Here is a 22702-nt window from a genome sequence, read left to right as displayed (position 1 = left end):
GCCTCGATTCCCAGGAGGTTTCCCAGGATGGTTTCATCCCGTGCATCAACATCAAAAATCCGCTTGAGCGATCTTACCCATCCCATTGTGGCCGGGCTGATCTCCGTCATCGTCAACTATGGCGGCACATTTATTCTTGTTTTTCAGGCTGCAAAGGTCGCGGAATTGAGCCCGGAACTGACGGCCTCCTGGGTCTGGTCAGTCTCTATCGGCGTCGGCCTGACCGGCCTTTACCTTAGCTGGCACTATCGTGAGCCGATCATTACCGCCTGGTCGACCCCAGCCGCTGCCTTTCTTGTCACAGCGCTTGCCACCACATCCTATGCAGAGGCGATCGGTGCCTACATGATTTCGGCTTTCGCCTTCATTGTCCTCGGTGTGTCGGGCTATTTCGAGAAAGTCATCCGTCTGATACCACCGGGTATTGCGGCAGGTCTGCTTGCTGGCATCCTTCTGCAATTCGGAATCGGAGCCTTCGGCGGTGCCACTATTGATCCGTTGCTGGTCGGACTGCTGATTGTTGCTTACGTCGTTTTGAAACGGCTATCCGCTCGCTATGCTGTGGTCGGCATTCTGGTGCTCGGACTGGCCTTTCTGCTTCTGCAAAACCGGGTCGACCTGTCTGGATTGCGGCTGGAATTTGCAGCACCGGCTTTCACCATGCCCGAATTCTCTCTCAATGCCCTGCTATCCGTCGCGCTGCCATTGTTCCTCATCACATTGACGGGGCAGTACATGCCGGGGATGCTGGTTCTACGCAATGACGGCTTCAAGACCAGCGCCAATCCAATCGTCACCGCAACAGGTCTCGGTTCGCTCATCATGGCGCCCTTCGGATCGCATGCCTTCAACATTGCGGCAATCACGGCGGCGATCGCGACCGGACCCGAAGCACACGAGAACCCATCAAAGCGCTGGATCGCCGGTATTGCAGCGGGCGTGTTCTACATTCTCGTCGGCATATTCGGTGTGACGCTCGCCGCTGTTTTCATGGCATTTCCGGCAAGCTTCATCACAACACTCGCAGGTCTGGCCCTGCTGGGCACGCTAGGAAGTAGTCTGGCTGGTGCAATGTCTGACCCCACGCATCGCGAGGCAGCGTTGATCACCTTTCTGGCGTCCGCCGCGAACATCAGTCTCTTCGGTATCGGCGGCGCTTTCTGGGGGCTGATAATCGGACTTGTTGCCTTTATCGTTCTCAACGGTCGCCTGCCGCGCCGTGAACGGGCCGAACTGAGCATGAGCGAAGGAGCTGCGAAATGACTACAGAAATCAAGGAAATGACCACCTCCATCATTTCAATCCAGAGCCAGGTCGTGCACGGGCATGTCGGCAACAGTGCTGCGGTTCTGCCCATGCAGGCCCATGGGTTGAATGTCGCCGCAGTCCCCACGACTTTGTTGTCGAACAATCCGCATTTCGAAACCATGCGCGGGCGCGTTCTCGAATCCGAACTCGTCGGCGATCTCCTGCGCGGCGTTGAAGAACGCGGGCTGATTGAAACAAGCCGCTATATCGTTTCTGGCTATCTCGGCTCTCGGGCCAACGGGGATGTTGTCGCCGCGTTCGTCGAACGCGCGCGCAAGATCAATCCGGACATCAAATACATTTGCGACCCGGTGATGGGCGATATGAATCTGGGCATTTTCGTCGCCGATCAGGTGGTGGAATGTATCATCGAGAGACTTGTTCCGCTGGCCGATCTGTTGACCCCCAACCAGTTCGAGCTGGGTCTTATTGCGCGCAGCGAAGTGATGTCCTGGCCTGTGCTTGAAATGGCAGCTGCTCAGGTGCAGGCGCTTCGCGGCGCAAGGCTGGTCGTGACAGGCTGCAATCTGGCGGACACGCCAGACGGCTTGCTCGAAAATATTGTCTTCGACCACGAAATCTGCACGCGACTGACCTCACCGCGCCTGCCGATCGTTCCGGTCGGGACCGGCGACCTTTTCACAGGCCTTCTGACCGCCAAACTTACGCGAGGGAACACGCTGGTCGAGGCTGCGCGCGGTGCTGCCGCTAGCGTGTCCGAAGTCCTCCGGCGCACCATGGAGGCGGGTGAGCAGGACATGCAGCTTGCGAGTGTCGTCGACGTCCTCTGCTCCTAGAGCAGTTCCGGTTAAAAGGAAGCCGGTTTAACCGCCCTCTCTCTTTCTTCCCGCTTCTCGTCTCTAACAAATGTACCTGATCCATGCCGACGCACGACAATCCCGGCAAAAACCAACATGCCGATTGCCTCTCTCAAGGTTGCACGAGAAACCTTGAGATCATCGGCCAGATCAGCCTCGTTTGGCAGGCGCTCGCCTCTGCGCCATCGCCCTTCAAGGATCGCAAGCCGCACGCTCTCCGCAACTTGTATCACAAGCGGCTGCCTGTCTAATGGGCGCAGCCATTCTGCTGGCCCATCTCGTACCATCTCGTCTTTTGCCATGCTCAACCCGTCTGCGTGGCTGTGTCGGTTGTGGAAAGCCGCATCGCATAGCGGCGCGCCAGAACAGCGCCTACCAGAATCTGGATCTGGTTATAGAGCATGATCGGCAACACGATCATGCCGAAGCCGGGCAGGCCAGCGAACAGGACCTGAGCGAGTGGAAGCCCGGATGCCAGGCTCTTCTTGGACCCGCAGAATACAGCCGCAATCTCATCCTCACGGGTAAAGCCCAACCAGCGCGAGCCAACCATCGTAAAGCCAATCACGCCCGCCAGAAGAACGACGCAAAGCACGATTGCCATGATGAGCCCCGATGGTGGCAAAACCTGCCAGAGTCCAGCGGTGACCGATTGGGAGAAAGCCGAATATATGATCAGCACAATCACCGACTGATCGTAATTCTCCAGCCAGTGCTTTCGCGTCGAAAGGAACGGCCCGAGCCAGCGATGGCTGGCTTGTCCCAGACCGAACGGCAACAGCAATTCAATCACTACATCGCGCAAAGCCTGCCCCAAGTCGATAGACCCGGACGAACGCATGAAAATCGTCATCAGAAGCGGCGTCAGCAACAATCCGAAGACATTCGACCCGGCCGAATTGCAGACCGCAGCAGGCACATTGCCCCTGGCCATGGCAGTATAGGCAATAGAGCTTGAAATTGCCGAAGGCAGAACACCCAAATAGATGAAGCCAAGGACCAGATCAGACGGCAGGATGCTTTCGGGAACGAGCCGCAAAGGCTGCACGATCAACGGGAAAACGATAAATGTCGTCGCGAAAATAAACCCATGCAATTGCCATTGCTTCAAACCCGAAACGATCGCCTTGTGAGACAGGGCCGCTCCGTGGCCGAAAAACAGCAGGGCAACACCGATAGTTCCCAGCATACTGACAATGTCTGCTGCGTTGCCGGTCGCCGGAAAGAGAGTTGCCAGAACAACCGCGGCGATCATCAGAATCAAAAAAGGATCAAGGCGCATCTATTCGTCCACCATTGGTTCGTCGGCCATTCGTCAACTTGACCGACCGTTGCATGGGGGATAGGTCCCTGTGTAATTGGTCTACAAATTGGTATGGAGCGCCACCGGATGACAGATCGCATGCCGACCGCCGAAGCGATGCAACGCATGCGGAAGCTGCTCGTGGAAAAGAATTTCGGCCCGCAGGATAAGATCCCGCCCGAGCGTGTTTTGTCGGCGGCGCTCGGCTGCAGCCGCGAAACGACGCGCAAGGTGCTACGGCAGCTTGAGATCGAAGGCGTGGTGTGGCGTCATCAGGGCAAGGGCACCTTCATGGGCCCGCCCGCCTCGACCATCGAACGGCCCCTGGACCGGATCATCGAATCCACATCCGCTCAGGACCTTATGGATGCAAGGCTGGTCTATGAGCCCGCCCTTGCCGCAGCCGCGGCCCAATATGCCACGCAAGATAATCTCGCCTCCTTGCGCAAGCTTGCGCTGGCGACGGGTACGGCTCGTGACTGGCGGGAATATGAACGTTTGGATGATGCCTTTCACAAGGCAGTCGCGCGCTCGAGCGGTAATGCGCTGCTTGCCGCGATCTTCAGTTCGCTCGCCTCTGTCCGGGGACGCTCGACATGGCAGCGCAGACATGATGCGATCTTTCGGGAGGCCCGTAAACGCGAATACGCGACAGAGCAAAGCGCGATGCATCTGGCAATCGTCGATGCAATCGAGGCACGGCAAAGCGACCGTGCCCACCAGGCCATGCGCGCGCATCTGGAAGCAATCCGCACGCTGGCCCTTACATCCAGCTGATAAGAGCTACCCGCCGCCGGTGATCGATGGCGACGGGTTTGAAAAACGGCATACGCCTGATTAGAGACTGATCACCAGACGGTGCGAAACGTTTTTCACGACCGTATAATGATGCAACCCTTCGGCTCCGCCTTCGCGGCCAAGTCCGCTATCCTTGACGCCGCCGAACGGGGTTTCGGCTACAGAAGCTTCGAGCGTATTGATCGAGACGTTTCCAGCTTCCAGCCCCGTCATCAGACGATCCACATTTTCCGCCGAACTGGCAAAGCCATATGCCGCCAGACCGAACGGAAGCGAATTTGCCTTTTCAATGGCCGCATCGAGAGACGCAACCGGATTGATGAGTGCCAGCGGACCAAAGGGCTCCTCCGACATAACACGGGCATCGTCCGGCAATTCCGCCAGAGCCGTCGGTGGGAAGAAATAGCCATTATTCTTCAGGCGACGACCACCGAAAAGCAGTTTCGCGCCTTTCGCCTCGGCATCGCTGACCAGTTCTTCCAGCGCCGTGACGCGACGATCATTGGCAACGGGACCCATCTGGACCCCTTCATCCATGCCATTACCGACGCGGATCGACTGGGCCGTTTCGATGAAAGCCGCAGTGAAACGTTCATAATGGCTTTCATGAACGAAGAAGCGTGTCGGCGAAGTGCATACCTGGCCGGAATTGCGGTATTTGCGGCGCGCCGAGGTGATACCCGCGACGACCGGATCGGCATCCTCGCAAACGATGACGGGAGCGTGCCCGCCAAGTTCCATCAGAGCCGGTTTCATATGGCGCGCAGCAATCTCTGTCAGATGTTTGCCGACGGCAGTTGATCCGGTGAATGCAATCGCCCGAATTTCGGGGCGCGGAATCAGGAACTGCGAAATATCGGCAGGAACGCCGAAAACCAGATTGAGTACACCGGTAGGCAGGCCCGCATCTTCAAACGCGCGCGCAATATGCGTCACCGCCGTCGGCGTTTCCTCGGAAGCTTTCAGGATAATGGAGCAACCGGCGGCCAGAGCGCCTGCAATCTTGCGTGCTGGCTGGCTCATCGGGAAATTCCACGGTGCAAATGCTGCGACCGGACCGATAGGCTCATGCACGACGATATAGCGAATGCCGGGCGCGCTCGGAATGACGCGGCCATAGAAACGAATGCACTCGCCAGCATCCCATTCGAAGAATTCGCAACCGCGAATAACCTCAAGCCGGGCTTCAGTGATCGGCTTACCGTTTTCCAGCGTAATCGCCCGTGCGATCTCTTCCTGGCGCTCGCGCATGAGCGCCGACGCTTTCATGATGATCGCGGCACGGTTCGCCGGCGAAGTATTGCGCCAGATCTGATAACCGTCCCACGCCGCCTGAAGTGCCGCCTCGAGATCTCCACGTTCCGCGACCGCAACCTGCCCGATTTCAGTCTCGTCCGCAGGGTTGATAATTGGAAGCGTATTGGCGGTTTTACGCCATTCACCGCCTATGAAAAGCTGCACATCGGATTTTTGCATCAGAAAGCCTCTGCAATCTAGAAATTCGGGTCACGCCCAGATCATCGTTACAGTCAGAATGAGATGTTTTAATTCATGCGACAATTCATCTTAAAACTATATATCCATGAGGATAATCGCATGAATTAATGTGTATGGAGGCAATTTTGCCCATGTCAGATCGTCAGCCGCGTATCGAAACGCGGCTGCGGAATTTCTTTTGGAAGCCGATTAGAACGCGTTTCGAAGTGATTGGATCAGATCGGCGCTCTAATCATTTGTTTTGAACCGCGCATCTTTTCCGAAAACCGTTTCACACTTTTCGGGATGCGCTTGAACCGATGTTGCGAATACCGGCGAGAAGAGCCTGCGACATCTCGGTTTCGGGCGAGCACCAGTCCATCAGAATATTGTAATGGTTCCGGTTGGCGACCTCGATGATCTTCGCCTCTCCGCCTGCCGCAGCCCAGCCTTCGGCATAGGCTCGCGACTGACGCTTGAAGCCGTCTGCCTCGTGCTCTGCCCATGCCACAGTAATCGGACAGCCCCGCACGGGAATGTGACGGATCGGGCTAAGTTCATCGACATCGGCAGGACCGAGGCTCAACCACTCCTGTGGGAAAGTTGCCGCCAGGGGCGCAAGCTCAAAAAGCCCGCTGACCGGCATGGCGAACTTCACAATATCCCGAGGCACTCCGAAATCATCATGCCAGCCTTCCGCGACAAGCGCTCCGGCAAGATGACCACCCGCCGAACTCCCCCCAACCGATATCCGGTCCGGGTCAAGACCATATTCCCGTCCATGACGCCAGACGAAGGCAAGTGCCGCGCGCACCTCCCGCGTAATTTCCGCAAGGGAGACTTCCGGCGCCAGACGATAATCGACTGTGACGGTCGCAATGCCTTCGGCTGCGAGCATTTCCGCCATCATGGCAGAATCATCCTTTGACAAAGCGCGCCAGTAACCGCCGTGAATAAACACGAAAACCGGACATGGTTCATTCGTGGACGACGGACCGAAAATATCGATCCGTTGTCCGCTTTCTTCGTCATAGACCACGTCGAAGTGCCGACCCCAATCGGCCCGCGGCGCAACACTTGCCGCGCGATAGCGTGCCATTTCGGCAGCAAAGGCTTCCGGCGAAACGGTGGCCTTGGCATTATAGTCTCGATCCAGGCGAGCCGGATCGAAACCTGCTTCTTCAACCAAATGCATCATGCGTTGAACACGCTAATAACGTTTGCCACATTCACAGGCTGTTCAAGCGTTGGGAAATGGGTCGTACCGGGCAGTTTCTTGGGCTGGAACCATGGATTGCGTGCTGCGAAATCCACCTGCGCCTGCGTATATTCCGGTTCGAATGGCTGCGAATAGATATGGGTGATCGGACGGTTTTCGGCCATGGCCGCCATGCGTTGCATTGGGCTGCCCCATTTGCGATAGGCTTTGCCGATCTCCCGCCCCGAACGCGCCCACATTTCATAGGAATAACCCGCCATCTCGTTGTTCACGTGATTGACGATATCGGCGTTCTTCGTATCGCCGATCCAGTAGTCGAAGAAGCCCTCACGGCCATTTTCCCAGACCTGCCGGTCTTGAATACCGTCGATCAGCTCAAAGAAGGTTTCGTTCGGCTGGTTCATGATCCAGTCGATTACGACTGATTTGGGCACGCGGCTGGAACCCAGCCGATCGGTGACCTCGATATTGGCCCAGCCGCCATGGGACGTCGAAACGGGAAGAAAGGTCTCGAGCTCCAGAGCGTTGACGAAAGCGACGAGATCATCGGCTTGCTGGTTGATGTCGAAATCACCGTCATGTTCGCGATGGTCGCCATGCCCGCGCCAGTCGAAGCGGATAACGCGATGATCTTTCGCCAGTTCCGGCACCAATGTCTTGAACAGGCGGTGATCCTGGCACCATCCAGAAAGCAGCACGATCGCAGGACCGCTTCCGGTTTCATCCCAGGAAAAAACATTATTGCCAATTTTCATCGTTTTCATAAAAATCTCCATCATCCGGTGTTTCAGGCTGCGCCTGTTGGAATATGCAAAGCGGTCTTCATGCGTTCCGCACCAAGCTGAGCGCATTTCCCGGTAATTTTCAGCACTTGCGAGCGCACGTCGTCGGGCCAGTAATTCATGTCGCCAAGCCGCTCCGCAGTGTCCTGCGTATGTTCGGTCATCGGACGCTCACGCGCTTCCCAAGCGGCCAGCGCTTTGCTCACATCCGTATGTTCGTCCAGCGCAACAGCCAGCCCCAGCGCGTTCATTAAGGCGCAACCGCCACCCTGTCCGAGATAAGGTGGCATCGCATGGGCACCATCGCCGAGGATTGCCACCCGGCCCTTGCTCCATGATTTCAGCTTCAGGACTTCGAATGCATCCCACCGCCCGGCATCGCCGAAACGAGCGATCAAAGATGCAAGATGCGGGAAACTTTCGGTCCAGAGCGCGGTATCGACCGGTATGCGATAAGCCATCTCGTCTTCGACCGCTGCGCAGAGCGCAATATAGAGATCGGTCTCGCTGGCCGGCGTATAAAGGATGCGGCGCGAGCCTGAGAAATGCTCGATATAGCGCGGCAAATCTTCAACGGGAGCGTCTGCGCTCTCACGCTTTATCATCATGCGCACCGCGCCGTAGCCGAGCGGCTTGCGGTACAACATGAGATCAAGCGAATCCCTGACCTTCGAATTGATGCCATCCGCCCCGATGACCAGATCGGCGGCAAGTCGTTTACCATCGGCCAGCAGCAATTCGCCTTCGGGCGTTGCACCGACAGCTTCCGCACCAGTGACGACTTCAACTCCGGCACGACGCGCAGCATTGAGCAATGCCGTCAGCAATGTCTCGCGCAGGATCGTGATAAGGCGCGCTGGTCCGTTGCCATTGATTGGAATCTCTTCCATCGTTTCATTGCGGTGATCGCGCGTATGGAATTCCGGTCCCTCATGAGCGCCGATCACGGCCTCGTCATAGGCGCCCAAGGCCTTGAGTACATGCAGGCCATTGCTCCAGATATAAATCCCGGCGCCGAAAGTGCGCAGATTGGGCGAGCGCTCATGTACCCTGACACTCCACCCGCGCTGCGCGAGCGCTGTAGCAGAAGCCAGTCCCGCAATGCCCGCGCCAGCGATCTCCGCGTGACGTTTCGTCATTCCAATTCTCCTCAACCCATTTCGAGGAGAGATTTCCAAGTCCTGCCGACAAAGGAAAGTGAATTCTGACCGCGACAGATATGAGGAAATAGAATATCTGTGGGCTGGCATATCCGTGAGGAGGCGATATGGCATTGCTCACCAATCATCTGACGATCCGGTATATCCGCATCATCGATGCGATCGAGGAGGAGCGCAGCATCGCGCGCGCTGCCGACCGGTTGAACGTTACCCAATCCGCAGTCACCAAGGCGTTGCAGGAAATCGAAGCCCTGACCGGATTGCGGCTTTTCACACGCACCAACAGGGGAGTCGTCCCGACCCACGCGGGCATGCAACTGACCACTGACGCCAGGCGTCTCCTTGCCCATCTTTTGGTGGCAGAACAAAATCTTGCCGATCTGCGCGATGGCACTGGCGGGCGACTGGCCATCGGAACCTTGCTTTCTGCATCAGCCGATCTGCTTCCAAGAGCCATTGCCAAAGTCCGGCGCGACAATCGCCGCATCGTAGTCAAGGTCGTAACGGGAACGGATGACGTCCTGATGCCAGCATTGCGGGCGGGGGAGCTCGACATGGTGATAGGCCGTCTTTCCGAGCGGCACGAGCCGGTCAATCTCGTGCAGGAAGTCCTGATTCCGGATAACGCCGTTGTCGTGGTGCGCCGCGACCATCCATTGACGCTGCGCCCCGCGCTTTGTCTCCATGATCTAATCGAATGGGACTGGATTTTGCCGCCAAAGGAAACCAATCTCCGCCTTCAGATCGACCGCGCCTTTCGCGAAGAGGGCGTTCCACCACCTGCGCAATCCGTTGAATCCGTCTCGCCGCTCATCAACAAGGGACTGCTTTTGCAGGCAGACTATATCTGCGTCATGCCCGCGCAAGTGGCCCGGATTGAAGAAGCCTCCGGCCAGCTTGCCATTCTGCCTGTGCAGCTCGGCGCGACGTCGGGCTTTCTGGGGATCACCACGCTTCCCGAAAGCAACCGTTCGGCCACGGCAGACCTCTTCATTCAAGTGCTTCGGGAAATTGCCCGGGAGAACTGAAAGCAGACTCCCTCTCCCCCTCAACACACCGTTCTGATATTCCTAAGCCTCATAGCAGTGCGAAGAGTGTTCAGTTTACGGGCTTCAAGTTTCAGCATGAAATGACCGTCAAGACCTCCTGTCAGAAACTGCGCGTTCAAGTGCGGGGCAGAGAAAAGGTCGTGAAGGGCAATCAAGAGAGGAACTTTCATGCTCAAGCTTTCACTGCTTGGTGCTTCGGCACTTTGTCTATCCTTGGCCGGAACAATCTCGGCCTTTGCCAAGGAACCCGTCACCATCGGCATGATCACGACCCTTTCGGGCCCGGCCGGCTATCTCGGGCAGGATATTCGTGACGGATTCCAGCTCGCAATCGATCAGAACGGCGGCGAACTGGGAGGAAAACCGGTAGCGCTCAAGGTCGAGGATGACGGTCTCAAGCCGGGCAATGCCAAGCAGATTGCCGAAGGCATGCTATCCGAACAGGGCGTAAAGCTCTTTACCGGCATGGTCTTCGCCAATGTCGCCGGTGCGGCTCTGCCTGATATTCTCGATGAAGGCGGCATCTATATCAGCCCCAACACCGCCTCTGCCGAATTTGCAGGCAAGGAATGCCATCCGAACTATTTCGTCAGCTCCTGGCAGGATGACGGCCAGGGTGAAAGTGCTGGCGCACTGGCACAGTCGATGAATTATAACTCGGCCTTCCTGATCGCACCGAATTATCAGGCCGGGCGCGAGACGATGGATGCGTTCAAGCGCTTCTACAAGGGCAAGATCGTCGGCGAAGTTTATACCCAGATGGATCAGACCGATTTTGCTGCGGAAATCGCGCAGATCCGCGCTGCGAAGCCTTCCATGGTGTATGAATTTGAGCCCGGCGGCATGGGCATTGCGTTTCTGCAGCAATATCAGCAGTCAGGCCTGCTGAAAGAAATCCCGATGGTCGTTCATCCGGCATCGCTCGATCAGGTCATCGTCAATGTGGTCGGAAAGGCAGCCGACGGCGTACGGGTAACCAGTCACTGGAACGACGATTTCGACAATCCGGAAAACAAGAAATTCGTTGCCGCCTGGAAAGCGAAATTCGGGGATCGCCCGATCACCTATTATGCCGCACAAGGCTATGATGCCGCACTGATGATGGGTGCAGGTCTTGCTGGCGTCTCGGGTGACGACATCGATACCAAGGCTTTCCGCAAGGCATTGCTTTCCGCGCAAATTCCTTCCGTGCGCGGGGAATTCAAACTCGGAACGAACCAGCATCCCGTCCAGGATTGGTATGCGCTCGGCGTGGCTGAAGATTCCAACGGCAAGCCCTACCTGAAGACGGAGAAGAAAGTCCTGACCGCGCATAGCGATATCTATGCCGCACAATGCAAGATGGATGCGGAATAGGATGTCCGCATAATAGAAAAGCCCGCCAGATGGCGGGCTTTTCTTGTTAAAACCTGGAGCATTTCCGGTTTTTCATGAACCATTGGAAATGCTCTATTTTTTGTTTTTACGTATCAGATAATCGTTGTGGCGACACGGTTCTCGATCGCGCGCACGAGGTTGAGCGCGGTCATTTCGGACGATTTCGGGTTAGTCGCCAGCGGCCCATTCTCAAAACGCAGGTGCATCCTGCCGAAATCGCCTTCAGCGATGATCTCATGCATGTTGAGGCGCGCCGCCGGATCTGCAACCAGTGTAACACGCGTGCGATCGAGACCAATTCCTGCGAGCGAAGTAATGACCGCGACATTGGCATTTTGCGGAAAGGCATCCGCTGCCTTGCGGGCCGTATCCGTAAAGAAGACCGTGGCCTCGCTGATTTCGTCAAGCGGCACCATTTGGGCGGCCCGCGTGCCCGCCCATGCTTTTGCAGGCTTGATGATACGATGCTCGACGCTTGCAATCGAAAGCCGGCTTGCAGCCGACAGCGCGTCGATGCCACCCAGCGCGCCGGGTGGAATAATCAGTCTCGCACCGCTGGCCGCAGCAGCATCCTTCAGCCTTTGAAAGATCGCGTCTTCTACGAAAGCCGATGTCGATGAAACCGCGAAATCCATTCCGGCGGAAAGCGCCGCCTCGCCCCAAGGCAAGACGCTGGGACGACCTGCCGCCTCCACCACAAGGCTCGCGCCGGTGGCTGCAAGCTCGGCAGGATCTTCGATGAGCATAGCACCAGCAGGCAGTCCGTCACGGGATGCCGACCTGTCGCGTACCGCCACAGCGCCGATCCTTACGGCACTTTTTCGCTCAGCAAGAAGTTCTGCGACCCGCTTGCCGATAGCACCCCATCCAACGAGGATGATTGTCTCAGATGCCGACATAGGCATGCACCTGGTCACGGTCACGTTCCAGATCAGCACTCGTCCCGCGCCAGACCGTTCGGCCTTTCTCGACAATATAATGACGATCCGCCAACTTCTTCAAAACCGCAATATTCTTGTCGATCAGGAGGATCGACTGGCCCATTTCACGCAATTGCATGATGCAATGCCAGATTTCCGTGCGGATGACAGGTGCAAGACCTTCCGTCGCTTCATCGAGGATCAGAAGATGCGGGTTCGTCATCAATGCACGCCCGATGGCCAGCATCTGTTGTTCGCCGCCTGAAAGCGTGCCCGCCGTCTGATCCGCACGCTCCTGCATACGCGGGAAAAGCGCATATATCTTGCCGAGATCCCACGGCGACTGCCGCTTGCAGCGGTTCGACGCGGTTGCGACCAGATTTTCCCGCACGGTCAATGTCGGGAAAATCTGCCGTCCTTCCGGCACGAGGCCGACACCCAGACGCGCGACTTTTTCCGGGCTGTAGCTGGTCGTGTCGCGACCTGCGATCTGGACCTGCCCCCCTTTGGGAGCGAGGAGACCCATCAATGTGCGTATGGTCGTGGTCTTGCCCATGCCGTTGCGGCCCATGAGCGTGACCAGTTCCCCCTCATTCACTTCCAGCGAGACGTCGAACAATACCTGTGAATGGCCATAAGCAGCCTGAAGTCCGTCGATTTTCAGCACAGTTCCTCCTCCCCGCCGAGATAGGCTTCCCGCACAGCTTCGCTCGCCCGTATGTCTTCCACCGTACCCGTCAGAATGACACGGCCATAGACCAGCACCGATATGCGGTCAGCGAGCGCAAACACCGCCTCCATGTCGTGCTCGACAAGCAGCATTGAAACCTTGCCGCGCAGCCCCTGCAAAAGCTCGATCATTTCCTGGCTTTCGACATGGCCGAGACCAGCCATCGGCTCATCGAGGAGCAGAAGCTTCGGCTTTCCGGCCAGCGCCATCAGCAGTTCCAGCTGCTTGCGCCCACCGCTCGACAGATCGCCTGCAAGCTTCTCCGGGTGATTGGCCAGACGGCTCCCGGCAAGGATTGCATCAACCTCATGCCAGATGGCGCTGCGGCCTTTCAGGCTGTCGAGAATCCGGAAATTGTGCCCCTCGCGCGCCTGCACCGCCATGGCGATATTCTGGCGTACACTCATATCGTTCAGGAGCGTCGATATCTGGAATGTGCGTCCCAATCCACGCCCGACACGCGTGGCCGCTGGCAGTTTGGTGATATCTTCGCCCATCAGGCTGATCGTTCCCGATGTGGGCGTCAATTCACCGCAAAGCTGGTTGATGAGTGTGGACTTGCCCGCTCCGTTCGGTCCGATCAGGGCATGGATATGCCCTTCCGTGACGTCGAGTGTCACATGATCCGTCGCGACCAGACCGGCAAAGCGCTTCACCAGATCGCGGACCTGCAATATCGCAGTCATGCGGGCACCTCCACCTTGCGGTCTTTGCGAAACGGACGGCAAAGCGCACGCCAGCCGCCGACAATGCCGCCCTTGGTTCCCAAAACCACGACGAGCAGAATGATGCCCATGGCGAGCTGCCAATGCTCGGTCCAGGAGGCGAGATAGGTCTGGAGGATCAGGAATGCAGCCGCGCCCCAGATAGGCCCAAAGAAAGTGCCGACACCACCCAGAATGACCATCACCATCAACTCTCCCGACTTGGTCCAGTGCAGCGTATCCGGGCTCGCAAACCGCATGAAAATAGTGAGAAGCGCGCCCGCCAGACCAGCGCCCATTCCGGCGAGGACGAAGCCATAGAGCTTGTAGCGATAGGTTTCGATTCCCATGGCCGTCATGCGCCGCTCGCTCTGGCGAATGCCGGAAAGCACCGCGCCATAGGACGAATGCACGACCCGCCAGAGGAAAGCGAAATACAGGATCATCGAGACGAGAATGACATAATACATCGTCGTCTTGTCACGCAGGCTGAGGCCGAAAAGATCATTGGCTCGACGCACGATGATACCGTCTTCGCCACCATAAGTTTTGAGCGAAACGAAGAGGAAGAAGAGCATCTGCGCGAAGGCGAGCGTAATCATGATGAACTGCACACCGGAAGTGCGCAATGCCAATGCTCCGATCACCAAAGCGGCAAGACCTGCCACCAGCATTGCCGCCGGAACGGTGATCAGAAACTGGTCAGAACCCGGAATGAAGCCGAAAAGCATAGTCTCTTCGGCATGGTGAAAATAAAGGATGCCCACGACATAGGAGCCGATGCCGAAGAAGGCAGCATGACCGAAGGAAACCATCCCGCCATAGCCGAGGATCAGATTGAGGCTGGCCGCGGCGATAGCATAGATCATGATCCGGGCGACAAGGCTCGACGCAGCCGTTTGCCCCAGCGCTTCGGCACCAAAGGGGAAAAGTGCGAGCACAACACAACCAAGAAGAACGAACAAAAAGCGATATGACATGAATCAGGCTCCTACCGGAAAGAGGCCTCTCGGGCGGAACAGAAGAACGATAGCCATCAGCAGATAGATACCCATGGAGGCGATACCCACGCCTAGTGCGTCAGCCTCGGCTCCCGCCATGAAATGGCGCAGTATGGTAGGCAGAAAGGCACGCAAGCAGGTATCGATGATGCCAAGTGAAATTCCAGCGATGAAGGCCCCCTTGATCGAACCGACGCCGCCGATAACCACGACCACGAAGGTGGCAAGCAAAATCTGCTCGCCCATTCCGACCTGCACGGCAAGGATCGGCCCGGTCATGAAACCCGCAAGACCCGCAAAGGCTGCACCAAGTGCAAACACCAGCGTATAAAGCAAACGGATATCGATACCGAGTGCGCGCACCATATCGCGATTGGTCGACCCGGCCCGGACCAGCATGCCGATACGGGTGCGGTTGATGAGCAGATAGAGACCACCGGCAACCAGCAGACCGGCCACAATGATGAGCAGCCGGAACGGCGGATAGCTCAGGCCTGAAAACAGCTCGATCGGCTGCGCGAGCGATGCGGGCAACTGCGTGAAAATCGGCTGGCGGCCAAAGATCAGCACGGTCAGTTCGTTGAAAATCAGAATGAGCGAGAAAGTCGCAAGCACCTGATCCAGATGATCCCGCTGATAGAGCTTTCGCATGATGCCAAGCTCGATCACGATACCGGCAATCGTCGCGGCCAGAATTGCTGCGGGCAGACCGAGCCAGAAATTTCCCGTCTGCACGGCCACCCATGTGCCGATGAAAGCGCCTATCATGTAGAGCGAGCCGTGAGCGAGGTTGATGACGCCCATGATCCCGAAGATCAGCGTCAGCCCTGCTGCCAGAAGGAACAACATGACGCCGTAGAGAAGGCCATTCAAAAGTTGCTCGAAGATGAGTGTCATTGGAGGAAACGACCTTCATAAGAAATGAAAAGAAGCGTGGCGCGCACTTTCGCGCGCGCCGGACGGTTTTGCTGTCAGAGCTTGCACTCTGCAGCGTAGGAATCACCGTAATTCTCGATCAGCTTCTTCTTGATCTTGGTGGTCGGATTGCCATCCTCGCCCTTGACGATGTCGAGGAGATACCAGTCCTGCAACGGATGCTGGTTCGGCCCGAAGGCAAAATTACCGCGTACCGACTGGAAATCAGCTTTCCGCAGCGCTTCGCGCACCGCATCTATATCATCGACGCCACCGGTCTGCTTCAAGGCAGAAGCAATCAGGCGGGCCACATCGTAGCCCTGCGTACCGTAATAGGTCAGAGGGCGGTCAGGATAGGCGGCTTTCCACTTTGCCACGAGTTCCTTGCTTGCGGCATTGTCCATATCCGGGCTCCAGTGGCTGGTGGCCATAAGCCCGACCGAAGCGTCACCCAGCGATTTCAGGATCACTGCATCGCTGGAGGGTTCGGAAAGAACCATCGGAATCTTGCCGAGAAGACCAGCCTGCTGATACTGGCGCAGGAACGCAATGCCCATGCCGCCGGGATGCGACTGGAAAACTACATCGGGATTGGCAGCGCGTATCTGCGCCATCTCTGCGGAGTAGTCGGTCTGATCGAGCTGCGTGTAGATTTCGCCGACAATTTCGCCCTTGAATCGGCGTTTGAAGCCAGCCAGCGCATCCTTGCCCGCCTGATAGTTCGGCGCAAGAATGAAAGCACGCTTGTAGCCTTCCTGTTCCGCAGCAATGCCCGATGCCTCATGGAGCGAGTCATTTTGCCAGGAAACCACGAAATAATTGGCATCGCAGCCTTTGCCCGCCATGTTCGACGGTCCTGCATTGGCGCTGATATAGAGGCTGTCATTGTCGATGATATCCGGCACTGCTGCACCGGCGACATTCGAGAAGATGATGCCGGTAAACAGCTTGACGCCGTCTTCCGACATGAACCGCTCGGCGATCTGTCGTCCGTTTCCGGGCTTGGCCGCATCATCCTCGACCTTCAGTTCGACCGGCACACCACCGAGTTTGCCGCCTTCTGCATCAATGGCAAGCTTCATGCCATCGCGCACGTCCTGGCCTAGATAGCCTCCCGGGCCCGACAAGGTCGTTATCACACCGATCTTGACCGGTTCGGCAGCAGCACCTGTCGTCAACCCCGCCAACAGGCCGATCATTAGGAGTTTCGTTCTCATTTCATTTCCCCTTGTCTTTTCATGCGTGGACGCCCGGCAGTTACGCCGGGCGTGCCTCATCAGAGCGCAACCCAGCCCTCAGGCGGGTTCTTGCCGGGATGAATAGTCTTGCAATGCGGGCAGGTCCGCAGCTTCTCGTCGTTGTAGAAAGCGGCGTAAAGCGGCGGCAGATCCTCGACGATGGACTCCAGATCTACTTCGGCGCGATGAACGAGGCTGCTGCATTCGAAGCAGTACCATTCGACGGCGTCGAGCAAACCTTCGGGCCGCGCCGGTTCGATCACCAGCCCGATGGAGCCTTCCTGCGGGCGCTGCGGTGAATGACGGATATGCGCCGGCAGAAGGAAGATATCGCCTTCGCGGATCGGCACATCGTAAAACTCGCCCGTCGACGTATCATGCAGCTTCAGCAGCATGTCGCCCTTGAGCTGGTAGAAGAACTCCTCCACCGGATCGTCGTGATAATCGGTGCGCTTGTTCGGACCACCGACGACCGTAACCATCAGGTTGGCATCCTTGAACACGAGCTGATTGCCGACAGGCGGCTTCAGCAGGTGCTTGTGTTCATCGATCCATTTTTGAAAATTGAAAGCGCTTAGTTTTGTCATTCTTGTTCCCCTTTTCGGTTCGATCAGGATAGTTTGAGGCCGCAGCTATCAAAGGCCTCGCGGATTGCCCGTTTTTCGGCATCGGTCAGTTCAAGCATCGGCGCACGAACAGGTCCACCAACCTGACCGAGCAGCTCCTGCCAGTATTTTTGATGCGAAGTGGGTTTTTCAGCCGGTCGCGTCGACTTGAAGGCATGGCGGACAGGCTCGAGGCTTTGCCAGACGGCGCGTGCTTCAGCTTCTTTGCCCGCAAAGGCCAGATCGGTATAATCGCGCATGCGGCGATCAACCTTGGTCTGCAATGTGTAGGGCGGCGAAGAGCAGAGATAAAGCTGCCAGCCGAGCTCGAGAATATTGTCCAGCCACTCGTCTTCCGATGCGGTCGAGACCAGAATGCGGTCGCCCGCCAGTTCGGTGAGCTTGCGATACATGTCGCGCGGGACCGAATACTTGATCGCGACGACCGTTTCGATATCGGCCAGACGATTGCAGAGCTCCGGGCTCATCAGATAGCCGCTATCGGGATGGGACCACAGCGCAAGGCCGATATCCACTTTCGAGGCAATCGTTTCATAGTAGCGCAGCAGCGTTTCGTCCTGTGCACGCAGGAAATGCAGAACAGGCGCATGGACGACGATATAGTCAGCACCACTGGCCTGCGCGTGCTTGGCCAGATCGATAACCACATCCATGTTCTGGTCCGAGCAGGACATGATCGTCTGCGCCTTGTCACCTACTGCCGAGACAGCCAGATCGAACATGCGCTTGCGCTCGTCAACCGACATGGAGAAGAATTCGCCCTGCTTTCCCGCGACGAAAAGTCCGTCAATGCCCAGGTCGTTGATCCAGTGGTCGACATTCTTGCGAAAGCCGCCTTCATCGATCGATCCGTCCTCGTTGAAAGGTGTGTTTGCCGCGGCCCAGATACCGCGCATTGTAGCGCGTGAGTGGGCCTTGGCGTTCTGGCGGTCATACTTCATCGGAATCCTCGCTTCGGGGGCGGGTCACTCCAAACCCGCGTCTTCCTGATCGAGCCTGACTTTCTTTCATTCGAGAAGTCTTGTAAGTAGAATATATTCATAAACAAAAACTCATAAGTGATCCGATGCGCCCCACCCTCCGCCAGATCGAATGCTTTCAGGCCGTGGTCGAACTGGGAAATTTTTCCCGCGCCGCCGAACGTGTCAGGACAACCCAGGCCAATCTTTCCCATACGATCCGCGACCTGGAGACGGTGCTGGATGCACGGCTTTTCGACCGGACGACACGACGCGTCAGCCTGACCGATGCAGGACGCGCCTTTGCCGAGGGTGCGCTTGCCGGTCTTGCAGAGATTGATCGTGCCGCCGAAGTTGTGCGCGATCTGGGGAAGTTGCGGCGCGGCCAAGTCAGTATCGCCGCCCCGCCATTGCTGTGCACGACAGTGCTTCCACATCTGGTTCGCCGCGTAGCGGACGAGCATCCCAACCTTGTCATCAAGATCGAGGATGTCGGGCCTGAAGTCGTCATCGAACAGGTTCGCAACGGGCGTTGCGACCTCGGTGTCGGCACTTTTTCCGGGGAAGATTCGGACGTCGAAAGCCAGACGGCACTGCGCGATCAGTTGATGATTTTCGTATCACCCCATCACGATTTTGCGGGATATAAACAGGTCGCCTGGTCCGAACTCGATAATCAGCCCATCATCACGCTCACACAGAAAAGCAACATCCGGCTTTTGACCGAAATTGGCTTCGAACAGGCGAAATTGTCGCTTCGCCCTCATATGGAGGTCAATCAAGTCCATACGGTGCTATCGTTGATTGAAGCCGACGCAGGTATCGCTGTCCTGCCCGCCTATGCTTTCACCGCATTGCGCGGTCGTGGCATCGTGGCCCGCCCCCTGACAGACCCGGCCATCGTGCGTGAGGTTCGCCTCATCACGCCCCGCGACCGTGAACAATCTGCGGCCACGGTCGCCGTGCGTTCGATCTTGCGAAACCTGCTGCGCCAGATGATCCCTGAAATTCCCGGGACCGGCAGCGCCGGTTAATCCCTTTCCAGGCATGCCGCCCGAACCTTTTGAGCTTGCTTCGCGAGCCTTTGCGCGCTCATATAAAATTGCACCGCTGTTTAGAATCATCTCGAAAAGTCGATACTGAACAACACACCGCCGAAGGTCGGTCGCGTCGCCAGCAAGGGAATGCAGCCTCATGAATACTTACGGAAAACTATTTTCAGCCGCGCTGGTCGCGGCTGCGCTCAACAGCACGGCAGTTGGACAGGTCTTTGCGAAGACATTGATCTATTGCTCCGAGGCATCTCCTGAAATGTTCGATGCAGCGCAGACGACATCTGGCGCCGTATATGACGCGTCGGCGCGCAATGTTTCCAATGGACTTATCAAGATCAAGCGCGGCTCGACGGAGCTGGAACCCGGCCTTGCGGAAAGCTGGGACGTTTCTGCCGACGGCAAGGAATACACGTTTCATCTGCGAAAGGGCGTGAAGTTTCACACCACAAGTTTTTTCACTCCGACGCGTGAATTCAATGCGGACGATGTGATCTTCACGTTCGACCGTCAGGGGAACAAGGACAATCCCTACTACAATCAGGGCGCATGGCCGCAATTCGGGGCCTATTCCTTCCCTTCGCTGATCGAGAAAATCGAAAAGATTGACGATCACACGGTCAAGTTTGTGCTGGCGCATCCCGAAGCGACCTTTATCTCGACACTGTCGCTGACATTCGCCGTCATTCAGTCCAAGGAATATGCCGACAAGCTTGTCGCGGAAGGCCGTATTACGGAGTTCAGCCAGCAGCCAGTCGGAACCGGCCCTTATCAGTTTGTCGCCTATCAGAAGGATAGCGCCATCCGCTATCAGGCCAATCCCGACTACTGGGCAGGCAAGCAGAAGATCGACAATCTCATCTTTGCGATCACACCGGATGCGGCAGTGCGCTACCAGAAGCTGAAGTCGGGCGAGTGCCATGTCATCGCCGCTCCCAACCCTGCCGATATTGCGGAGATGAAGAAGGACCCGGCTGTTGAAATGCTGCACAAGGAAGGTTTGAATCTGTCCTTCCTTGCCTATAACACCCAACAGAAGCCGTTTGACGACGTACGTGTCCGCAAGGCGCTGAACATGGCGGTCAACAAGGCCGCGATCATCGATGCGGTCTATCTCGGCTCGGCAGTCGTTTCGGTCAATCCGCTGCCGCCGAGTGTCTGGGGCTACAACAAGAACGTCAAGGATGATCCTTATGACCCCGAACAGTCGCGCAAGCTGCTTGATGAAGCGGGCGTCAAAGACCTGAAGATGAAAATCTGGGCGATGCCCGTGCAGCGGCCCTATATGCCGAACGCGCGCCGCGCAGCCGAACTTATGCAGTCCGACTTCGCCAAGGTGGGCGTAACGGCGGAAATCGTCACCTATGACTGGGGTGAATATCTCAAGCGTTCGCTGGAAAAGGATCGCGACGGCGCCGTCATGCTTGGCTGGACCGGTGGCATCGCCGATCCCGACAATTTCCTTGCAGCCCTTCTGAGCTGTCAGGCCATCGGCAGCGCAAACCGCGCAAACTGGTGCAATCAGGATTTCGAGAAGCTCATTCAGGCAGCCAAGCTGACGACCGATCAGGCAGAACGCACCAAGCTCTATGAGCAGGCGCAGGTCGTCTTCAAGGAACAGGCCCCCTGGCTGACAATCGCCCATCAGATCGTCGAACAGCCGATCAGCAAGAAAGTCAAAGACTTCCGCATCGATCCCTTTGGCGGCTATCTTTTCGAAGACGTCGACATCGAGGAATAAGTCTTTTCCTGCGCCAGTTTGATAACTGGCGATAAATTCCGGGTGGCGGGCCTAAACGCCCGCTATTCTTCTTTCGTGCTCAGATGAAATCCGAGCCAAGTTGACCAATAGAGCATTTTCAATTTAAGCGAATTGCTGAAAATGCTCTATCTATTTGTTTTTACGCATTATCCGACGCAAAACCGCTTCGCACTTTTGCTGGAAATGCTCTAGCCGAGAAAACAAGATGGATATCGTAGACCGCTTTCTAGCCTATACCCGCATCAACACAACCGCTGTGCCGAATGCAGGCAAACTCCCGTCGAGCGAAGGGCAAACCGATCTCGCAAAGTTGCTCGCCAGCGAAATGCGCGCCATGGGCATGGAAGTCGAAGAGCGTGACCACTCGATCGTTGTTGGCACATTGCCTGCCAATGTTTCGAATGCCGATCAGCAGTTCCCGACGATTGCATGGGTCGCCCATCTCGATACGTCCAGCGAATATACAACCGACACCCGCGCCCATGTGGTCGATTATCAGGGTGGGGATATCCTGCTCAATGAAGCGACTGGCGCCGTCATGCGACTAGCCGAATTTCCCGAGCTGGAACGTTATGTCGGAGACAGGATCATCGTGACGGACGGCACCAGCCTGCTCGGCGCCGATAACAAGTCCGCCATCGCCGAGATCATGCATGCCATGCAGGTCCTGACTACTCACCCCGAAATCGAGCACGGCACAGTCAAGGTGGTCTTTGTTCCCGATGAGGAAATCGGGTTGCTTGGAGCCAAGGCGCTCGACGTCGCGTCACTGAAAGCCGATTTCGCCTATACGCTCGATTGCTGTGCGGTTGGCGAGATCGTGTATGAGAACTGGAACGCCGGTGAATTCCGCCTCACCTTCAAGGGCCAGCCAGCCCATCCGATGTCGGCCAAGGGCAAATTGCGCAATGCCATTCTCTATGCTCAGCAATTCATTGCAATGATGCCGGGCGGCGAACGCCCGGAATATACGGAAGGCACTGAAGGCTATTATTGGGCCAAGGGCATTCAGGGGACCGTTGCCGAGACAAGCCTCATTATCGATATCCGGGATTTCACGAAGGACGGTTACGAAACACGTCGTGCGTTCATCGAGAACCTCGCCGCAAGTTTCAACCAGCTCCATGGCGACGGCACAGTTCATGTAGACTACAAGGCTGTCTATAGGAACGCCGCCGAAAGCCTGCAGGGCGAAAATCGCTACCCGGTCGTGCTTGCCCTTCAGGCCATGAAGGCAATAGGCGTGACACCGACACCGCTGCCGATGCGTGGCGGTTATGACGGTGCGGTGCTGTCCGAAAAAGGTCTGCCGTGCCCCAACCTGTTCTGCGGCGCGCATAACTTCCACTCGATTTACGAGTTTCTGCCGGTCGGTTCGCTCAACAAGGCATCGGAAATGGTGATCGAAATATTGAAGACTGCACGGATAACCGACAGAAGCGCTGGTTGATCAGCCTCAATAGCGAGGAGACGTGACGTCATCTCGTCTCCTCGCTTCTATGCCC

The 22702-nt window shown here is 56.9% G+C and carries 22 protein-coding genes; 8 read left to right on the top strand and 14 right to left on the bottom strand.

Annotation, left to right across the window (positions count from 1 at the left end):
• Positions 1-27 precede the first annotated feature (27 nt).
• Together HWX93_RS15425 and pdxY are read left to right on the top strand one after the other, a co-directional pair.
• On the top strand, positions 28-1263 hold the full coding sequence (locus tag HWX93_RS15425) for a benzoate/H(+) symporter BenE family transporter (protein ID WP_176037865.1): 1236 nt from the start codon (positions 28-30) through the stop codon (positions 1261-1263).
• Entirely contained in the window at positions 1260-2105 is an 846-nt protein-coding gene (pdxY, locus tag HWX93_RS15420) for a pyridoxal kinase (RefSeq protein ID WP_176037864.1), read from the top strand. The genes HWX93_RS15425 and pdxY overlap by 4 nt, the downstream gene beginning before the upstream one ends.
• An 11-nt stretch (positions 2106-2116) precedes the next feature.
• Here pdxY and HWX93_RS15415 read toward each other — a convergent pair whose 3' ends face one another.
• Both HWX93_RS15415 and HWX93_RS15410 read right to left on the bottom strand, forming a co-directional pair.
• Positions 2117-2428, bottom strand: a complete 312-nt coding sequence (locus HWX93_RS15415) for a winged helix-turn-helix domain-containing protein (protein ID WP_176037863.1) — start codon at positions 2426-2428, stop codon at positions 2117-2119.
• A gap of 2 nt (positions 2429-2430) precedes the next feature.
• Positions 2431-3408, bottom strand: coding sequence for a bile acid:sodium symporter family protein (locus HWX93_RS15410; RefSeq protein WP_176037862.1), 978 nt, complete (start codon positions 3406-3408; stop codon positions 2431-2433).
• A 108-nt stretch (positions 3409-3516) separates the two neighbouring features.
• Between HWX93_RS15410 and HWX93_RS15405 the strand changes: the two genes are divergently transcribed.
• Positions 3517-4206, top strand: coding sequence for a FadR/GntR family transcriptional regulator (locus tag HWX93_RS15405; RefSeq protein WP_176037861.1), 690 nt, complete (start codon positions 3517-3519; stop codon positions 4204-4206).
• Positions 4207-4266: 60 nt separating this feature from the next.
• Here HWX93_RS15405 and HWX93_RS15400 read toward each other — a convergent pair whose 3' ends face one another.
• From HWX93_RS15400 to HWX93_RS15385, 4 genes are all read right to left on the bottom strand, one after another.
• Positions 4267-5703, bottom strand: coding sequence for an NAD-dependent succinate-semialdehyde dehydrogenase (locus HWX93_RS15400; protein WP_176037860.1), 1437 nt, complete (start codon positions 5701-5703; stop codon positions 4267-4269).
• A 292-nt stretch (positions 5704-5995) separates the two neighbouring features.
• Entirely contained in the window at positions 5996-6901 is a 906-nt protein-coding gene (locus tag HWX93_RS15395; RefSeq protein ID WP_176037859.1) for an alpha/beta hydrolase, read from the bottom strand.
• Positions 6898-7686 (bottom strand): alpha/beta hydrolase, encoded by a 789-nt coding sequence (locus tag HWX93_RS15390; RefSeq protein ID WP_176037858.1) that lies wholly within the window; start codon positions 7684-7686, stop codon positions 6898-6900. The genes HWX93_RS15395 and HWX93_RS15390 overlap by 4 nt, the downstream gene beginning before the upstream one ends.
• A gap of 23 nt (positions 7687-7709) precedes the next feature.
• A complete protein-coding gene (locus tag HWX93_RS15385; protein ID WP_109988265.1) occupies positions 7710-8843 on the bottom strand; it encodes an FAD-dependent oxidoreductase in 1134 nt (377 codons plus the stop codon).
• A 128-nt stretch (positions 8844-8971) separates the two neighbouring features.
• Between HWX93_RS15385 and HWX93_RS15380 the strand changes: the two genes are divergently transcribed.
• Both HWX93_RS15380 and HWX93_RS15375 read left to right on the top strand, forming a co-directional pair.
• Positions 8972-9892, top strand: a complete 921-nt coding sequence (locus HWX93_RS15380) for a LysR substrate-binding domain-containing protein (RefSeq protein ID WP_176037857.1) — start codon at positions 8972-8974, stop codon at positions 9890-9892.
• Positions 9893-10081: 189 nt separating this feature from the next.
• Positions 10082-11269, top strand: a complete 1188-nt coding sequence (locus tag HWX93_RS15375) for an ABC transporter substrate-binding protein (protein ID WP_176037856.1) — start codon at positions 10082-10084, stop codon at positions 11267-11269.
• A 113-nt stretch (positions 11270-11382) separates the two neighbouring features.
• Here HWX93_RS15375 and HWX93_RS15370 read toward each other — a convergent pair whose 3' ends face one another.
• From HWX93_RS15370 to HWX93_RS15335, 8 genes are all read right to left on the bottom strand, one after another.
• Complete coding sequence (locus tag HWX93_RS15370) at positions 11383-12189, bottom strand: aspartate dehydrogenase (RefSeq protein ID WP_109988263.1); 807 nt, start codon at positions 12187-12189, stop codon at positions 11383-11385.
• A complete protein-coding gene (locus HWX93_RS15365) occupies positions 12176-12877 on the bottom strand; it encodes an ABC transporter ATP-binding protein (protein ID WP_109988262.1) in 702 nt (233 codons plus the stop codon). The genes HWX93_RS15370 and HWX93_RS15365 overlap by 14 nt, the downstream gene beginning before the upstream one ends.
• A complete protein-coding gene (locus HWX93_RS15360; RefSeq protein WP_109988261.1) occupies positions 12871-13626 on the bottom strand; it encodes an ABC transporter ATP-binding protein in 756 nt (251 codons plus the stop codon). Before HWX93_RS15360 ends, HWX93_RS15365 begins: the two co-directional genes overlap by 7 nt.
• A complete protein-coding gene (locus HWX93_RS15355) occupies positions 13623-14624 on the bottom strand; it encodes a branched-chain amino acid ABC transporter permease (protein WP_109988260.1) in 1002 nt (333 codons plus the stop codon). The genes HWX93_RS15360 and HWX93_RS15355 overlap by 4 nt, the downstream gene beginning before the upstream one ends.
• A gap of 3 nt (positions 14625-14627) precedes the next feature.
• The gene (locus HWX93_RS15350) at positions 14628-15542 is read right to left on the bottom strand and encodes a branched-chain amino acid ABC transporter permease (RefSeq protein WP_109988259.1); all 915 of its coding nucleotides are present in this window, start codon (positions 15540-15542) and stop codon (positions 14628-14630) included.
• Between the two features lie 74 nt (positions 15543-15616).
• Complete coding sequence (locus tag HWX93_RS15345) at positions 15617-16777, bottom strand: ABC transporter substrate-binding protein (protein ID WP_176037855.1); 1161 nt, start codon at positions 16775-16777, stop codon at positions 15617-15619.
• A 59-nt stretch (positions 16778-16836) separates the two neighbouring features.
• Positions 16837-17385, bottom strand: coding sequence for a 3-hydroxyanthranilate 3,4-dioxygenase (locus tag HWX93_RS15340; protein WP_109988257.1), 549 nt, complete (start codon positions 17383-17385; stop codon positions 16837-16839).
• 23 nt (positions 17386-17408) lie between these two features.
• Entirely contained in the window at positions 17409-18365 is a 957-nt protein-coding gene (locus HWX93_RS15335) for a dihydrodipicolinate synthase family protein (RefSeq protein ID WP_176037854.1), read from the bottom strand.
• 125 nt (positions 18366-18490) lie between these two features.
• Here HWX93_RS15335 and HWX93_RS15330 point away from each other — a divergent pair, with 125 nt between their 5' ends.
• The 3 genes from HWX93_RS15330 (at position 18491) to pepT (ending at position 22647) form a co-directional block, all read left to right on the top strand.
• Complete coding sequence (locus HWX93_RS15330) at positions 18491-19417, top strand: LysR family transcriptional regulator (protein ID WP_176037853.1); 927 nt, start codon at positions 18491-18493, stop codon at positions 19415-19417.
• Positions 19418-19577: 160 nt separating this feature from the next.
• Entirely contained in the window at positions 19578-21176 is a 1599-nt protein-coding gene (locus HWX93_RS15325) for an ABC transporter substrate-binding protein (RefSeq protein ID WP_109988254.1), read from the top strand.
• A gap of 226 nt (positions 21177-21402) precedes the next feature.
• A complete protein-coding gene (gene pepT, locus HWX93_RS15320) occupies positions 21403-22647 on the top strand; it encodes a peptidase T (RefSeq protein WP_176037852.1) in 1245 nt (414 codons plus the stop codon).
• Positions 22648-22702 lie beyond the last annotated feature (55 nt).

The organism is Brucella tritici (assembly GCF_902825325.1).
Taxonomy (GTDB): domain Bacteria; phylum Pseudomonadota; class Alphaproteobacteria; order Rhizobiales; family Rhizobiaceae; genus Brucella.
This window is presented reverse-complemented; position numbering and strand designations above follow the sequence as displayed.

Coding starts and splice junctions, on each gene's coding strand:
- HWX93_RS15425 (WP_176037865.1), top strand. CDS start 28: ATGGTTTCATCCCGTGCATCAACATCAAAAATCCGCTTGAGCGATCTT.
- pdxY (WP_176037864.1), top strand. CDS start 1,260: ATGACTACAGAAATCAAGGAAATGACCACCTCCATCATTTCAATCCAG.
- HWX93_RS15415 (WP_176037863.1), bottom strand. CDS start 2,428: ATGGCAAAAGACGAGATGGTACGAGATGGGCCAGCAGAATGGCTGCGC.
- HWX93_RS15410 (WP_176037862.1), bottom strand. CDS start 3,408: ATGCGCCTTGATCCTTTTTTGATTCTGATGATCGCCGCGGTTGTTCTG.
- HWX93_RS15405 (WP_176037861.1), top strand. CDS start 3,517: ATGACAGATCGCATGCCGACCGCCGAAGCGATGCAACGCATGCGGAAG.
- HWX93_RS15400 (WP_176037860.1), bottom strand. CDS start 5,703: ATGCAAAAATCCGATGTGCAGCTTTTCATAGGCGGTGAATGGCGTAAA.
- HWX93_RS15395 (WP_176037859.1), bottom strand. CDS start 6,901: ATGATGCATTTGGTTGAAGAAGCAGGTTTCGATCCGGCTCGCCTGGAT.
- HWX93_RS15390 (WP_176037858.1), bottom strand. CDS start 7,686: ATGAAAACGATGAAAATTGGCAATAATGTTTTTTCCTGGGATGAAACC.
- HWX93_RS15385 (WP_109988265.1), bottom strand. CDS start 8,843: ATGACGAAACGTCACGCGGAGATCGCTGGCGCGGGCATTGCGGGACTG.
- HWX93_RS15380 (WP_176037857.1), top strand. CDS start 8,972: ATGGCATTGCTCACCAATCATCTGACGATCCGGTATATCCGCATCATC.
- HWX93_RS15375 (WP_176037856.1), top strand. CDS start 10,082: ATGCTCAAGCTTTCACTGCTTGGTGCTTCGGCACTTTGTCTATCCTTG.
- HWX93_RS15370 (WP_109988263.1), bottom strand. CDS start 12,189: ATGTCGGCATCTGAGACAATCATCCTCGTTGGATGGGGTGCTATCGGC.
- HWX93_RS15360 (WP_109988261.1), bottom strand. CDS start 13,626: ATGACTGCGATATTGCAGGTCCGCGATCTGGTGAAGCGCTTTGCCGGT.
- HWX93_RS15355 (WP_109988260.1), bottom strand. CDS start 14,624: ATGTCATATCGCTTTTTGTTCGTTCTTCTTGGTTGTGTTGTGCTCGCA.
- HWX93_RS15350 (WP_109988259.1), bottom strand. CDS start 15,542: ATGACACTCATCTTCGAGCAACTTTTGAATGGCCTTCTCTACGGCGTC.
- HWX93_RS15345 (WP_176037855.1), bottom strand. CDS start 16,777: ATGAGAACGAAACTCCTAATGATCGGCCTGTTGGCGGGGTTGACGACA.
- HWX93_RS15340 (WP_109988257.1), bottom strand. CDS start 17,385: ATGACAAAACTAAGCGCTTTCAATTTTCAAAAATGGATCGATGAACAC.
- HWX93_RS15335 (WP_176037854.1), bottom strand. CDS start 18,365: ATGAAGTATGACCGCCAGAACGCCAAGGCCCACTCACGCGCTACAATG.
- HWX93_RS15330 (WP_176037853.1), top strand. CDS start 18,491: ATGCGCCCCACCCTCCGCCAGATCGAATGCTTTCAGGCCGTGGTCGAA.
- HWX93_RS15325 (WP_109988254.1), top strand. CDS start 19,578: ATGAATACTTACGGAAAACTATTTTCAGCCGCGCTGGTCGCGGCTGCG.
- pepT (WP_176037852.1), top strand. CDS start 21,403: ATGGATATCGTAGACCGCTTTCTAGCCTATACCCGCATCAACACAACC.